Raw genomic sequence first — 15,369 nt, 5'->3', positions numbered from 1 at the left:
TAAGGCCTGAGAGAACAGCATCGCCACATTCAGACCATATTTAACCCAATTTCAACGTCCTATCAAAAACTATTCTTCATATATTTCATTTAATTTCAGTATCTTACCTTGCTTTCGAGGGAATAATGCGAATTTTTATAATTTTCTTTTTCGCTGCCAAACTGATGCCCCATTCACCCCGTTATATACAACCATGCCAAGCTGAAACGGCCCTGAGTGAGAGCAGGACCAAAGAGTTTCGGGGAGGATAGAAAATCAAACAGGATCCTATGGAGGGACAAACCATGATGAAATTCTTCAACAAATTCCGCAAAGACGAAAACGGTGCTGTGACTGTTGACTGGGTCGTTCTGACCGCAGCTGTTGTTGCCCTGGCTGGCGCTGCTTACACCTCGATCGAAACCGGCGCGTCGAACCTGACCGAATCCACCGGTACCTTCATCGAAGGCAAAGACCCGGCATAATTCTGGCTCCATAGCCGCAAGACTGCCAGGAGGCCGTGTCTTTCGCGTAAAGACACGGCCTTTTGTCCAAAGTGATATTCCCATAGGGGAGGGTAATATGTTCAAGCGTATCAAAGAGACCTTTCGCAAGGACGAAGACGGCGCTGTGACTGTTGATTGGGTTGTACTGACTGCTGCGGTCGTGCTTTTGACCGGTGTCGCAATCACATCCTTGCAATCTGCATCCGGTGGCCTGGGCAATAATGTCGGTGATCATTTAACCGATACGGTTGTTGGCGATTAACAAGAATTCAATACCCGGAATCATCCCGATCAGCTGGCGACTCTGGCCCACCCTAATATGGCCATGATCTGTTGCTACGATTGATCTGCGGCGACAGGCATCGCCGATGATTTTGAAAATTCGCGGGTAAGAAGTGAGGTGAAGGTATGAGAGCTGTTTTTGGATTGGTGCTGATCGTAGGGATTGCCCTCGCAGGGGGCGCGGTCATGATGGCAAAGAAATACATAGCCTCCTACCAGAACGAATTGGCACGTGAACGTCAGGCTCGGCAGGAAGTCGTGCCCACGGTCAAGGTTTTTGTCGCCAATCGCGCTCTGCGGTATGGCGAAGAATTGGCAAAAGAAGATGTGCGCACCGTGCTTTGGCCCGTCAATGCCATTCCCGAAGGAACATTCAAAGAGGCCGACGCCCTGTTCCCCACCGACACCAAGGATAACCGGGTAGTGTTGCGCGCGATGGAAAAAGACGAGGCAATCCTCGCCATCAAAGTGACCCAGCCCGGCGAAGATGCCGGCATTACCTCTCAATTGGAGCGGGGTATGCGTGCGTTTGCGATCAAGGTCGACGTCGCCACCGGCGTGTCCGGCTTCCTGCGCCCAGGGGACCGGGTTGATATTTATTGGACCGGTCGAGTCCGTGAAACCGGAAACGACCGCGGAGATCTGACCCGTCTGATCGAGGCCGGTGTTCAGCTGATTGCCATTGACCAAAGCGCAGGCGACGATCTGGAAGAAAACGTGATTGCACGCACTGTCACGGTCGCCGCCCGCCCCGAACAGGTTGCCGGACTTGCCCAGGCCCAAACAACCGGGCGGTTGTCACTGTCACTTGTCGGGGCCACCGACGACACCATCGCATCGTCTATCGAAGTCGATCAGCGTTCGCTGTTGGGGTTGGAAACGCTCGAAGCGGTGGCTGTTCAAGAAGAAAAACAGGTTTGCACCATTCGCAACCGCCGCGGTGCCGAGGTTATCGAAATTCCGATCCCCTGCACGAACTGATGAAAATTCAACGCGTTATTCACGATCAGGCCCGGCAATTTGTCGGGCCTGCGTTCTGCGTGTTGCCACTTACCCACATCAGAGACGCGCCAGAAGTCTTTGATTCTTGCAAAAAAATAGAAATTGCCGCACAGTGGCGCAAAGATCGGGCAAAAAGACCCGTAACCGAGGCGTGATCGGAGAGGCAGGTCACATGGGAATTAACGATTATTTCAAGGCAGCCCTGTTTGGGGTGGCGGTCGCATGTGCACCAGTGATGGGCGCATACGCACAGGCCGATTCACTGAAGGTGGTCAACCGTGGAACCCAGGCAACGCTGGATGTTCCTATGAACCGCGCGGTGGTGGTCGAAAGCGAGACTCCTTTTGCCGAACTCAGCATCGCCAATCCGGGGATCGCTGACATTTCATCTCTGTCCGACCGCACCATCTATGTGCTGGGCAAATCCCCGGGGCTGACAACATTGACCCTGCTGGATGCAACCGGGCGGTTGATCACCAATGTCAATGTGCGCGTCGCAGCCGATGTGACCGAATTCAAAGAGCGCCTGCGTCAGATTCTGCCCGGCGAAAAGATCGAAGTTCGCACCGCCAATGATGGCATCGTTCTGTCCGGTACCGTTTCCAGTTCCTCGCGCTTGCAACGGGCCATGGATTTGGCCGAACGCTATGCGCCCGAACGGGTTTCCAACCTGATGAGCGTTGGCGGCGTTCAGCAAGTCATGTTGAAAGTACGCTTTGCAGAAATGCAGCGTAATGTATCCAAATCGCTCAGCACATCTCTCGGGATCACTGGCGGCAGCAGCTTTGGCGTCAACGGTGGTGTCAACACGCTGAACAACCAGCCTGCCCTGACCAACGCTTTGACCGGCAATATCCCGGTCACAAACGAAAACACCGGCGCAGTCCTGTTTGGATTTAATGCAGGATCGTATCAGGTCGGCCTCTTGCTCGAAGCATTGGAGCAAAAAGGCGTTGTGCGCACCCTGGCCGAACCGAACCTGTCAGCCCTGTCCGGACAAGAAGCAAAATTCCTGGCGGGTGGCGAATATCCGGTTCCCGTCGCACAGGAAAACAACACGATATCAGTTGAATTCAAACCCTTTGGGATCGAGCTGAAATTTGTGCCCCGCGTGGTGGACAGCGACCTGATCAACCTCGAGCTCGAAGCTTCGGTATCTGCCATAGACAAGAATAATGGTATCAATATCAATGGCTTCCAGATTGACGCCTTTACCCGCCGCGAAACATCGACCACCGTTGAAATGCGCGACGGAGAAAGCTTTGCCATTGCTGGGTTGATCGAAGATGAGTTCCTCGACAATGCGTCGCAATTGCCCTGGTTGGGGGACGTCCCGGTTTTGGGAACACTGTTCCGCAGCGCAAACTATCAGCGCAGCCAGACCGAATTGGTGATTATCATCACTGCGCATCTGGTGACCCCAACACGGGGCGAAGCCTTGGCGTTGCCGACGGATCGGATCAAGCCCCCCAGTGAACGCAATCTGTTCCTGAACGGGCAAATTGCCAAGACCACAAAAGGCGCAGCCAGCGAGGTTGCAAAACAAGATTTCAGCGGGTCCTATGGCTACGTGATGGATTGAATTGAGAGGCGAAAAGCAGATGATCCGACAGATCACAGCACTTGGGCTGATTCTGGCGCTGGCCGCCTGTGAAAATGAAGCCGGTCGAGCATTGGACAGCGGCCAATTTGGCAATGCAACGCTGAACAACACCCAAGTTCACAGCGGTGATCGCAACTATACCATCCAATTGGCTCAGAAATTCGCCGCCGAGGTCCCGACGACCATCACTTTTGCGTTTGACAGTACGGTTCTGGACGCCAATGCCCGTGCGGTTCTGGACCAACAGGCCGATTGGATCCGACAGTTTCCCGAAGTCCGTTTTCGTGTTTACGGACATACGGACGCCGTCGGGTCATCCGGCTATAACAAACGGTTGGGCCTGCGGCGTGCCCGCACGGTTGTGTCCTACCTGACACAACGCGGCATCAGCCGGTCCCGGCTCGAAGCTGTTGTGTCCTTTGGTGAAACCCGGCCGCTGATCCAGACGCCGAACCGGGAACGCCGCAACCGGCGTACCGTAACCGAAGTAAACGGCTTTGTGAAAAACCACCCCTCGCTGCTGGACGGTAAATACGCCCAGGTGGTCTATCGCGAATACATCGAAAGCGCGGTTCCCAAAAGCGAGCTGAGCAAATCCGGTAGTTTCGCGACATCCACACAATAAGGTGCATTTGGCGGTGATCGTCGCCATATTCCCCACAATTGGATGGTTTTAGCCCAAATCTCGCCCAGATTGCCCCCGACATTGTTCTCAATAGGTGACGTGCGACCAATGCGAGTCGCATGCGGGTGAGGACAAGGCCACAGCCATTGCCCCGCCCCAGTAAAGAGGACGAAGGCAATGAGCAGCGAAATGCCGCAACCCGAAGCAAACCCGATCGTCGCCTGCACGATCAGCCGTGATGTGCAGAACTTTGACCTGTTGATCGAAGACATGGAATCCGCGTTGGGCGAGAATTGGGGTGACCTTGGTTTTGCCGAAGCCCTCGCCTTTTTCAGCCAGCCCGAGGCCGAGTCGCTGGAATTTGTGGCCCTGGCCATTGATGGGGACGACGAAGACAACCTGGTTCTGATGGGGGAAATCATCACCCAGGCCAAAAGCCGTGACATCAATGTCATCCTGATCGCCGAGGATGTCACCCCGGCGTCCCTGCACCAATTGCTGCGCAAGGGCGCGGATGAATTCGTTCCCTACCCCCTGCCGGAACAAGAACTGCAATCCGCAATCGACCGGCTGAACAAACCCGAAGAAGCACCGGAACCGGCCCGAAATCCGCACCAGCTGCAATCTGGAACATCCCGCGAAGGTGCGGTCATCGTTTGCCAGGGTTTGTCTGGCGGCGTTGGATCCACCACATTGGCCACCAATCTGGCCTGGGAACTGGCCCTTTTGCAGGACGGCGACAAACCATCGGTCTGTCTGATTGATCTCGATCTTCAATTTGGCACGGTCTCCACCTATTTGGATCTGCCACGGCGCGAAATCGTGTTCGAAATGCTCAGCGAAACAGACACTATGGACGAAGACATCTTCAGCCAGGCGTTGCTGAGCTTTCAGGACAAGCTGCAAGTGCTGACTGCTCCCAGCGACATTATTCCGCTGGATCTGGTTGGGCCTGAAGATATTGAACGTATTATCGAATTGGCCCGCAGCCATTTCGATTACGTTCTGATCGACATGCCCAAAACACTGGTGCAGTGGACGGAAACCGTTCTGAGCAAGGCCCATGTGTATTTTGCCCTGCTCGAACTGGACATGCGGTCGGCCCAGAATGCTCTGCGCCTGAAACGGGCGCTGCAATCCGAAGACCTTCCGTTCGAAAAGCTGCGGTTTGCGCTGAACCGAGCACCAAAATTCACCGACCTGAGCGGCAAGAGCCGGGTCAAGCGGATGGCCGAATCCCTGGGGATTTCAATTGACCTGCAATTGCCCGACGGCGGTAAACCGGTCACCCAATGCGGGGACCACGGGATGCCGTTGGCGGCATCGGTTGCCAAGAACCCATTGCGCAAGGAAATCGCCAAGCTGGCGCAGTCCCTGCACGATCTGGGGCACAGCGAAGCCAAAGCCGCGTGATCATCCAAGGGGGCCTAATCCATGTTTTCAAAATATAAAAAGACTTCATCCGCTCCGAAACAGGTTGCCGTCAAAGCGGCCCCCGCGCCCGAAGCAAAATCCAGCGATATGTCAACGGCCTCGCCTGCGGCCCGGTTGCGCAAACCTATGGCCACCCGCGCGGCAGCAGATGTCGCGACGATGGACAAGGAACGCAAACGCAAGGAACGCCTGGGCGAAATCAAGATCATCCTGCACGGCGAACTGCTGGATCAGCTGAACCTGGCTGCCCTGGAACATGCCTCTGAGGCTGAGCTGCGCACCGAAATCAGCACAATCGCGACAGAGATCCTCGAAACCAAGGGGATTGTGCTGAACCGCGAAGATCGCCAGACCCTGAACAAGGAACTCTATGACGAAGTCACAGGGCTGGGTCCGCTGGAAACCCTGCTTCAGGATGACTCGGTCAACGATATTCTGGTCAACGGCCCGCATCAGATCTTTGTCGAACGCGCAGGCAAGCTGTCGCTCAGCGACATCACGTTCAAGGATGAAAAGCACCTGCTGCGGATTATCGACAAGATCGTCTCGGCCGTTGGACGTCGTGTTGATGAATCCAACCCTTATGTGGACGCCCGTCTGGCTGATGGATCGCGCTTTAACGCCATGGTCCCGCCCGTTGCCGTGGACGGGTCATTGGTGTCCATTCGTAAATTCAAAAAGGACAAGCTGGGCATTGATGACCTGGTCGGTTTTGGAGCCTTTACAGAAGAGATGGCCGCCTATTTGCAGGCTGCGGTGGCAACCCGACTGAATATCATCGTGTCAGGCGGGACGGGGTCGGGTAAAACCACGACGCTGAATGCCCTTTCTTCATTCATCGACAACGCCGAACGCATTTTGACGATCGAAGATACAGCGGAACTTCAGTTGCAGCAGACCCATGTGGGCCGGATGGAATCCCGCCCGCCCAACGTCGAAGGCAAGGGCGAGGTTTCGCCGCGCGATTGTCTGAAGAACGCGCTGCGGATGCGACCAGACCGGATCATCGTTGGTGAGACCCGGGGCGAGGAAGTTATCGACATGCTCCAGGCCATGAACACCGGGCACGACGGCTCCATGACCACGATCCACGCCAACAGCGCCCGCGACGGGGTCAGCCGTTTGGAGAACATGATCGCAATGGCCGGGATCGAAATGCCGATCAAAGCTGTCCGCTCCCAGATTTCTTCTGCTGTAAACCTTATCGTTCAGGCCTCGCGCCTACAGGATGGGTCCCGCCGCATGACATCGATCACCGAGATCACCGGCATGGAGGGTGACGTTATTTCCATGCAGGAAATCTTTCGCTTCCAGCGTGTCGGCCTGACCCCGGACAACAAGATCATCGGTCATTTCACCGCGACCGGCGTGCGCAGCCATTATTCCGAACGGTTCCGGATGTGGGGGTATGATTTGCCTGCCTCGATTTATGAACCGACCACGATGGGAGCTCAGTAATGCAACTTAGTGCGGAACCGGTCATCTATGGCCTGATCTTTGTCGGCGTTCTGGTACTGGTCGAAGGCCTGTATCTGGTGGCCTTTGGCAAATCCATCAGCCTCAACAGCAAAGTCAATCGCCGCCTGGAAATGTTGGACAAGGGTACCGGGCGCGAACAGGTCCTGGAACAGCTGCGCAAGGAAATGCAGCAGCACATGAAATTTCAGTCCATTCCGCTGTATTCGCTGTTGGCGGAAAAGGCGCAAAAGGCGGCCATTGCCTTTACGCCCAAACAGCTGATCATGATCATGGCCGGCCTGTCGGTGCTGGCCTTCATCGGTCTCAGCATCGGCACTCAAACCGAAACTCCAATCCGGATCGTGGCCTCTGTCGGGATCGGTATTGGCGCTGTGTATTTCTGGATCAACAGCAAGGCCAAGAAACGCATGGCCATGCTCGAAGAACAACTGCCCGACGCCGTGGAATTGATGGTGCGGTCGCTGCGGGTTGGACATCCTTTCTCCTCGGCCATCCAGATCGTTGCCAAAGAAGCCGAGGACCCGCTGGCCACCGAATTCGGCATGATCGCGGATGAAAGCGCCTATGGCCGTGACGTGGGCGAAGCGCTGAAAGAAATGGCAGAACGTCTGGACATGCAGGATTTGCGGTTCCTGTCGGTTGCCGTGACGATCCAGCAGCAATCCGGTGGTAACCTCGCCGAGGTTCTGGACGGTTTGTCCAAAGTGATCCGTGCCCGGTTCCGCCTGTTCCGCAGGGTCAAGGCGATTACGGCCGAAGCTCAATGGTCCGGAAAATTCCTGTCCGCCTTTCCCTTGCTGTCACTGATCGTAATCCTGGTGCAGGATCCGAACTATTACGACGAAGTGCTGGATCACCCGTATTTCATTCCTGCCTGCTTTGTTGTGGGCATCCTGCTGACGGCCAATCTGTTCGTCATGCGCACTTTGACCAACATCAAGGTATAATGAGAGGCACATCATGGAATTTCTGAATGCCATCAACGACCTGATTACCAGTCAATTGGGCGACTTTGGTCCCCTGATTGTAGTTGGAGTGCTGGGGCTGTTCATGGTGCTGGTCGCCGTTTTGTTGTTGCTGAACCAGCCCGAAGACCCGCTGAAGAAGCTCAAGAAGAATATCAACCCCGACACACAGGCAAAACCGCAAAAGGAACGCTTGCGTCAGGGCGGTCGAAATGAACAATTGCAAAAGTTCGCGACTTTTCTGGAACCACAGGACGCCGACGAATTGTCTGCTGTTCAGCTCAAGCTGCGCCAGGCCGGGTATCAATCCAAAGATGCAGTGCGGTTTTTCCACTTTGCTCAATTCGCCCTCGGGATCCTGGGGCTGGTGCTCGGGCTGGCCTATGTGTTTGCGATGGGTGCCGGTGACGATATGACCACCCAGGACAAGCTGATGTATGTGCTTGGCCCTGGCGGTGCGGGATACATGTTGCCAAAATATTGGGTCACGCGTCGCGGTGAAGCGCGCAAGGAAGAGATCACTTCGGGTTTTCCTGATTCCCTGGATATGATGCTGGTCTGTGTCGAGGCCGGTCAATCTCTGGACCAATCCATTGTGCGCGTCGCCAAGGAACTCCGGGCCTCTTATCCCTCGTTGGCCGACGAATTCGAAATCGTCGCCTACGAAATGAAAGCAGGCAAAGACAAGGACAAGGTTCTGCGCGACATGGGCACCCGTTGCGGCGTGACCGACATTTCATCTTTTGTAACAGTGATGATCCAATCGGCGGCCTTCGGGACTTCGATTGCCGACGCACTGCGGATTTACGCTGGGGAAATGCGTGACAAACGCGTGATGCGGGCCGAAGAGGCCGCAAACAAGTTGCCAACCAAAATGACCCTTGCCACAATGATGCTGACGGTTCCGCCCTTGCTGATCATTCTGGTTGGTCCTTCGGCAAACGGCATCGCGAACCTGGGCAACATGAGCAATTAACAGATGACGTATTCGGGACACGCCCGACAGTGGGCGATCCCCGCGATCACGCGCAAATATTTGGCAGCCACCATTGCACTTGCTTTGGTGGCTGGTTGTGATTCCGGGTCGTTGTCACAGGCCGAAAATGGCCCCTATGCCCCCGGCGTCGATCTCTCCAAGGAGGCTGTCGACGGCACAGACGTCGGCCATCGGTTGATGGCGGCCGGGCAGTATGAGCTTGCCATAGACGCCTTTACCCGCGCCGCCTTGGTACAGGGATCGACGCCGGAAATCCTGACTGGCATGGGGTCGGCCAATCTGGGATTGGGCCGCCTGGGGCAGGCCGAAGATCTGCTACGGCGTGCCGTTGTTGCCGCGCCCGAATGGCCAGGTGCCTGGAACAATCTGGGGGTTGTCCTGATGGAGCGCGGAAAAATCGCCGAAGCGGAACAGATTTTTCGCAAGGCCTATGCATTGGACAATGGCGAAAGTGACTCAATCCGCGAGAATTTGCGCTTAACGCTCGCAAAATTGGAAAATCCTGATAATACTGGTGGACAACAAAAAGATTACAAGCTGGTGCATCGGGGAAACAGCGATTTCCTGATTCGAAAAGGCCAGTGACGAGAGGCAAGAGCAGTAAAGGACGCAAAAATGCGCCACTCTATTCTGGTATCCACATGTCTGGCGTGTGCCATGACCTTGTCTGCATGTGCCGACAAGGGAGAAGAGGCCGTTGAACGCGCCTTGCAGGATGTAAACGTCATTGATGAAACCAACCTGAATGACGTGATGCTGACCGTCGCCGACCCAAATGAGGCGGTGGACTATTTTGCTCGGGCGACCGAATCCAGCCCAGGTCGTATCGACCTGCAACGAGGGTTGGGAAAATCTCTGGTCCGCGCCAAACGACACACCGAAGCCGTATCGGCCTGGTCCAAAGTGACCCGAATGGACGGTGCCACACCAGATGATAGCGTTGACTATGCAGACGCCCTGATCCGGAATGGGGATTGGGACGACGCGGAAAAAACATTGGACCAGGTGCCCCCCACCCACGAGACCTTCAAACGTTACCGGCTGGAGGCCATGGTCGCCGATGCCAACCGGGAATGGAAACGGGCCGACAGCTTTTACGAAATCGCGGTTGGCCTGACCACACGCCCAGCAGGTGTAATGAACAATTGGGGCTATTCCAAGCTGACGCGGGGCGACTATACGGACGCCGAACGCCTGTTTGGCGAGGCCATCCGCCAGGACCAAAGCCTGTTCACGGCCAAGAACAACCTTGTTCTGGCCCGTGGTGCCCAACGAAATTACACTCTTCCCGTGATCCCAATGGATCAGATCGAACGGGCGCAATTGTTGCACACCCTGGCTTTGTCCGCCGTCAAACAGGGGGACATCACAACCGGCAAAGGTCTGTTGCGCGAAGCCATCGGCACCCACCCGCAGCACTTTGAAGAAGCGGTTCGCAGCCTGCGCGCTCTCGACGCTGGCTGATCCCGATGGCGTTGACGACATCTGAGGCCTGGTGGTTCCTGCCATTTGTGCTGCCGATCTGCTTTTACGTGGCCTTTACCGACCTGCGCGAAATGCGGATCACAAATCAGGCCGTTCTGGTCCTGGCTGGCATTTTCCTGATTGTCGGCCTTTTTGTCCTGCCGCTGCCGGTATACGGCGCACGGGTTCTGCAAATGATTGTCGTGTTGATCATTGGCATTCTTTTGAATGCCGGAGGTGCCATTGGTGCCGGTGATGCCAAATTCGCCGCAGCTGCGGCACCGCTGATTGCGCCGGGCGATCTGCGGCTGCTGTTGGCTCTGTTTGCCGCCAACCTGCTTGCCGCATTTGTGACCCATCGGCTGGTCAAATACACGCCGCTCCGCCAAATCGCTCCCAACTGGCAAAGCTGGGACATGGGGTGGAAGTTTCCCATGGGGCTCAGCCTTGGTGGAACCCTGGCGCTTTATCTCATCCTGGGAACCCAGTTTGGAAGTTGACCGGGGAAGACGTTTGTAAACGCCTTGGCACCTTGGCCATTGAAACACGCGGCTAAAGATCAGTCCCCATTGCCACGTCACGCCCCGACTTCTGCCCATCTCTTGCCACACTGCCCCTGCATGATCACTGCAACCGTGGATACGTCCGCCTTCCTGTTGCAAGAGATCGACCGCCGCCATGAATATGCAAGCATCCCCCGTAATGGAGCCCCCCACCCCCAAGGGTCTGAGCCAGATGCAATTGCCCATTGTGATGATGCGGGACATTCTGCTGAAAACCATTTTCCGCAAGAATCTGGATCTGGTTTCTGAAATCGCCAGCGCAATCTGTTTGCCAATTCCAGTTACACAGGAGCTCGTCGATCTGGCCCGCAGCCAGAAGCTTCTCGAAGCCACAGGCACACTCAGCGCCACCTCCGGCAATGAAATGGGGTATCAGTTGACCGATGTCGGCAAGGCCCGCGCGCTGGATGCGTTGGGTCAATCCGAGTATTTCGGAGCCATGCCGGTGCCGCTGGAGGTCTACCGCGAACAGGTTAAACGCCAGTCGATTCGCAATATCCAGGTCAGCCGGGCACAATTGAACAATGCCATGGGGCATCTGGTGCTGCCCAACAGCCTGCTGGATCACCTAGGCCCCGCAGTCAGCGCCGGCCGTTCGATCTTGATGTATGGCCCGCCCGGAAATGGCAAATCTTCGATCTCCAACGGCATCCGCGATGCTTTGGGCGACTTTGTCTATGTGCCCCGCGCCATCGAGTACGCAGGTCAGGTGATCACCGTCTATGACCCGATCGTCCATACCGCCATCGAAGAAGAGGCCGACGATCCGACCCAACTTCGTCGTCGCAAGCGGTTCGACACCCGGTACGTGAAATGTGAACGCCCCACGGTGATCACCGGCGGTGAGCTGTCATTGTCGATGCTGGATCTGGTGTATAACCCAACTGCCCGAACGTATCAGGCACCGCTCCAGCTGAAATCAACAGGGGGCATCTTTATCGTGGATGACCTCGGTCGTCAGGCCGAGCCACCCCAGACACTGATCAACCGGTGGATTGTTCCGCTGGAAGAAAGCAAAGACATCCTGGGACTGCAATCGGGTGAAAAATTCGAAGTTCCCTTTGATACGCTGGTGATTTTCTCTACCAACTTTCACCCCAACAAGATTTTTGACCAGGCCGCGTTGCGCCGGATCTTCTTCAAGATCAAGATCGACGGCCCCAGCCAGGAAAACTTTCTCAAGATCTTTGCCCTGGTCGCGCGCAAAAAGGGCGTCCCCCTGGACGAAGCGACATTGGTGCATCTCCTAAAGAAGAAATACCCGACCATTGACAACATCTATGCAAACTATCAGCCGATCTTCCTGATCGATCAGATGATTTCAATTTGCGAATTTGAAGGTATACCCAACCAAATGAACCCCGACCTTATCGATCGTGCATGGGCGAACATGTTCGTCAAAGACGAAGACATCGTCAAATAAGGGGCCTAAGCCCCCAGATCTCTACTCGGAAAACAGCACCTCGATGATCTGCATCTGTTGACCACGGTCGCCGCCGGTCAGCTCTTGGACGCGTGTGTCTGCCTGGGTGGAGAATCCGGCGTCGGCCAACCGCGCCAGCCCCGTTTCCAATTCTTGCCCGCTCAACGCGATCACTGTTTCCACATCCGCCTGACCAATCGCCTGCATTACCACCTGAACCGGGCTTCCGCCGCTCGAAACCGGCACAAAAGATGCCAATAGCACCACGGCACTCACCCCCATGATCCCTTTGGCGAGCGGTCGTTTGAAATAGATTTTGAAGGCCCGCCAATTCATCGCTAGATGAGCCCCGACGCCCGCCACCATGGCCCAGCCGGCCCATTCATGGATAAAGCCGTTCAATCCGGTTTCAATGTGGAAGAACATCAGAACGCCAGTTGCCCCCATGATTAGAAAGCTTCCGACTGTCAAAGGGGTGGCCCAGGATCGTAGCGAAGACATGATCTGCTCCTGAAATCAAATGTTGTACATTCGCTAAACGCCGATGATCACGGTTTCCGTCGCGGTTTTTGCAAATTAATTTCCCTATCTGCAGCAACCGATTAGATTGGAGTCATGACCACCCTACCCGCCCCGATTCACGATTGGTTCCGCTCCAAGGGATGGGCGCTGCATTCTCATCAGATTGCCATGCTAGACCGGGCAACTGACCCCTCTACCCTTTTGATTGCCCCAACTGGCGGCGGCAAGACGATGGCCGGGTTTCTGCCCACGTTGGCCGAATTGGCCGATGGCACACACACGGGGTTGCACACGCTGTATGTCTCGCCGCTCAAGGCCCTGGCCGCCGACATCAAACGCAACTTGCGCGCCCCGGTCGAGGACATTGGGCTGCCAATTCGGATTGATGACCGTACCGGGGATACTCCGTCCAGCCGCAAAAAACGCCAACGCGCCGATCCGCCCCATATACTGCTGACCACGCCCGAAAGTTTGGCACTGCTGGTTTCCTACGAAGACGCGGCCCGGACCTTTGCGGGGTTGGAGCGCATCATCGTCGATGAGGTGCACGCGCTTGCCGAGAACAAACGAGGCGATCAGCTGATGCTGGCCCTGTCGCGGCTACAGGCTCTTTGCCCCACCCTGCGCCGGGTCGGTCTGTCGGCCACGGTTGATGACCCTCAGGCGATCGCCAGCTATCTGGCGCGACACCCCGATCCCTGCAACATCCTGCTGGCCGATCCAGGCCCGCCCCCCGACATTGCCATGCTGGAAACGGACGCCGCCCCTCCCTGGGCCGGGGGCGGTGCAGCCCATGCGATTCCGGCCGTGATGGAACAGATCCAGCAGCACAAGACGACCCTGATTTTTCACAATACCCGCGCACAGGCTGAAATCTTCTTTCACAACCTCTGGCTGGCCAACGATAACGCACTGCCCATCGGCATCCATCATGGCAGCCTTGACCGGGTACAACGCGACCGGGTCGAAGCCGCGATGGTCCGGGGCGATCTGCGGGCCATTGTTTGTACCGGGTCGTTGGACCTGGGGATCGATTGGGGCGATGTGGATCTGGTGATCCAGATTGGTGCGCCCAAAAATGTCAAACGGCTGGTTCAGCGCATAGGCCGGGCCAACCACCGCTACAACGCGCCCTCCAAGGCGCTGCTGGTACCCGCAAACCGATTCGAAGTCGTCGAATGTCGTGCCGCGCTGGAAGCGGTGCTGGCGGGTGATCTGGACGGTGCCGCCCGTGGTCCGGGTCCGCTGGATGTGTTGTGCCAGCATATTCTGATCGCCGCCTGTGCCGGCCCCTTTGACGCCGACGCCTTGTTTGGCGAAGTCACCACAGTTGGCGCGTATGCCGACCTGGAACGCAAAGACTTTGACGCCTGCCTCGATTTCTGCGCCACGGGCGGATATGCCCTGCGTGCCTATGATCAGTGGAACAGGCTGCAACAACGCCCGGACGGGACGTGGCAGCTGCGTGACCCTCGTGCCGCTGCAAGGCTGCGGATGAACCTGGGCACCATTCAGGACATCGACACACTCAAGGTGCGGCTAAAACACAGTCGGGGCGGCAAGCCCCTGGGCGAAGTCGAAGAGGGCTTTGCCGCCTCTCTGACCGCCGGAGACACCTTTCTGATCGGCGGGCGTGTGGTGCGATATGAGGGGCTGCGGGAGATGACCGTCGAAGTGTCGCGCAGGGCCGATAAAAAGCCCAAGATCGCGGTATTTTCCGGGACCAAATTTGCCACGTCGACGCAGCTGAGCGACCGCATCCTGCAATTGCTGGCACAGTCGAAATGGCCCAACCTGCCAGACCACACCAGCCAATGGTTGACCTTGCAGCAAACCGTTTCCCAATTGCCGGGAACTGGTGAATTGCTGATCGAAAGCTTCCCGCACAACGGACGCGAACATTGTTGTGTTTACGGGTTTGCGGGGCGCAATGCACAGCAAACCCTGGGGCTGCTCCTGACCAAACGCATGGAAGAAATGGGCCTGCGGCCGCTGGGATTTGTCGCCACCGACTATGCCACACTCATCTGGGGGCTGGACCGCCTGATCGACCCAAAGCCGCTGTTTGACATCCAGGCCCTGCGCGACGGGCTGGACGGGTGGCTGGCCGGCAACGCCGTCATGAAACGCACCTTTCGCAATTGTGCGACCATTGCGGGGCTGATCGAACGCAATATCGCCGGACAACGAAAATCTGGGCGACAGGCGACGTTTTCGTCGGACATCCTGTATGACACGCTGCACAAATACGATCCCGACCACCTGATGCTGTCAATCACCCGGACCGAAGCCCTAAGCGGGTTGGTCGATTTCGGTCGAATAGAATCAATGATCGAAACGCTGGGTGGTCGCATCACTCTTAAACGGGTTTCCCGCGTCACTCCGCTGGCGGCCCCCTTGTTACTGGAACACGGCAAGGTTCCGATCAAAGCGACCGGGGCCGAGCAACTGATGGCACAGGAAGCCGAAGAATTGATGCAAAAATCCGGCTTGAAGGATCTTCTGGTTTGACTCTTGCAGCCAAA

At 56.4% G+C, this 15,369-nt stretch carries 15 protein-coding genes; 14 read left to right on the top strand and 1 reads right to left on the bottom strand.

The features are described 5' to 3' along the window. The first annotated feature begins 284 nt into the window (after positions 1-284). The 13 genes from QEZ52_RS06050 (at position 285) to QEZ52_RS05990 (ending at position 12,322) form a co-directional block, all read left to right on the top strand. Positions 285-464: a hypothetical protein gene (locus tag QEZ52_RS06050; RefSeq protein ID WP_406648624.1), complete on the top strand. Its 180-nt coding sequence runs from the start codon at positions 285-287 to the stop codon at positions 462-464. Between the two features lie 97 nt (positions 465-561). After that, complete coding sequence (locus tag QEZ52_RS06045) at positions 562-747, top strand: Flp family type IVb pilin (protein ID WP_406648623.1); 186 nt, start codon at positions 562-564, stop codon at positions 745-747. Between the two features lie 146 nt (positions 748-893). Beyond that, positions 894-1,748, top strand: coding sequence for a Flp pilus assembly protein CpaB (gene cpaB / locus QEZ52_RS06040; RefSeq protein ID WP_406648621.1), 855 nt, complete (start codon positions 894-896; stop codon positions 1,746-1,748). Positions 1,749-1,941: 193 nt separating this feature from the next. Beyond that, positions 1,942-3,351: a type II and III secretion system protein family protein gene (locus QEZ52_RS06035; RefSeq protein ID WP_406648620.1), complete on the top strand. Its 1,410-nt coding sequence runs from the start codon at positions 1,942-1,944 to the stop codon at positions 3,349-3,351. Positions 3,352-3,370: 19 nt separating this feature from the next. Next, a complete protein-coding gene (locus QEZ52_RS06030) occupies positions 3,371-3,997 on the top strand; it encodes an OmpA family protein (RefSeq protein WP_406648619.1) in 627 nt (208 codons plus the stop codon). Positions 3,998-4,174: 177 nt separating this feature from the next. Further along, positions 4,175-5,410 carry a CpaE family protein gene (locus tag QEZ52_RS06025; protein ID WP_406648618.1) on the top strand — a complete coding sequence of 412 codons (1,236 nt, stop codon included), beginning with the start codon at positions 4,175-4,177 and terminating at the stop codon, positions 5,408-5,410. A 21-nt stretch (positions 5,411-5,431) separates the two neighbouring features. Then, a complete protein-coding gene (locus QEZ52_RS06020) occupies positions 5,432-6,889 on the top strand; it encodes a CpaF family protein (RefSeq protein WP_406648617.1) in 1,458 nt (485 codons plus the stop codon). Next, entirely contained in the window at positions 6,889-7,857 is a 969-nt protein-coding gene (locus tag QEZ52_RS06015) for a type II secretion system F family protein (RefSeq protein ID WP_406648616.1), read from the top strand. The genes QEZ52_RS06020 and QEZ52_RS06015 overlap by 1 nt, the downstream gene beginning before the upstream one ends. A gap of 13 nt (positions 7,858-7,870) precedes the next feature. After that, the gene (locus QEZ52_RS06010; RefSeq protein ID WP_406648615.1) at positions 7,871-8,851 is read left to right on the top strand and encodes a type II secretion system F family protein; all 981 of its coding nucleotides are present in this window, start codon (positions 7,871-7,873) and stop codon (positions 8,849-8,851) included. 3 nt (positions 8,852-8,854) lie between these two features. Then, positions 8,855-9,457, top strand: coding sequence for a tetratricopeptide repeat protein (locus QEZ52_RS06005; RefSeq protein ID WP_406648614.1), 603 nt, complete (start codon positions 8,855-8,857; stop codon positions 9,455-9,457). Positions 9,458-9,487: 30 nt separating this feature from the next. After that, positions 9,488-10,336: a tetratricopeptide repeat protein gene (locus QEZ52_RS06000; RefSeq protein WP_406648613.1), complete on the top strand. Its 849-nt coding sequence runs from the start codon at positions 9,488-9,490 to the stop codon at positions 10,334-10,336. Between the two features lie 5 nt (positions 10,337-10,341). Further along, complete coding sequence (locus QEZ52_RS05995; protein WP_406648611.1) at positions 10,342-10,836, top strand: prepilin peptidase; 495 nt, start codon at positions 10,342-10,344, stop codon at positions 10,834-10,836. Positions 10,837-11,014: 178 nt separating this feature from the next. Further along, a complete protein-coding gene (locus QEZ52_RS05990; RefSeq protein ID WP_406648610.1) occupies positions 11,015-12,322 on the top strand; it encodes an ATPase in 1,308 nt (435 codons plus the stop codon). A 21-nt stretch (positions 12,323-12,343) separates the two neighbouring features. Here QEZ52_RS05990 and QEZ52_RS05985 read toward each other — a convergent pair whose 3' ends face one another. Continuing rightward, entirely contained in the window at positions 12,344-12,823 is a 480-nt protein-coding gene (locus QEZ52_RS05985; protein ID WP_406648609.1) for a DUF4405 domain-containing protein, read from the bottom strand. 114 nt (positions 12,824-12,937) lie between these two features. Here QEZ52_RS05985 and QEZ52_RS05980 point away from each other — a divergent pair, with 114 nt between their 5' ends. Next, the gene (locus tag QEZ52_RS05980; RefSeq protein ID WP_406648608.1) at positions 12,938-15,355 is read left to right on the top strand and encodes a ligase-associated DNA damage response DEXH box helicase; all 2,418 of its coding nucleotides are present in this window, start codon (positions 12,938-12,940) and stop codon (positions 15,353-15,355) included. The last annotated feature ends 14 nt before the right edge of the window (positions 15,356-15,369 follow it).

The sequence above is a fragment of the Aliisedimentitalea scapharcae genome, assembly GCF_045277565.1.
GTDB classification, from domain to species: domain Bacteria; phylum Pseudomonadota; class Alphaproteobacteria; order Rhodobacterales; family Rhodobacteraceae; genus Aliisedimentitalea; species Aliisedimentitalea scapharcae.
Note: the sequence above shows the minus strand (reverse complement) of the source record. Positions and strands in the feature narration are given on the sequence as shown.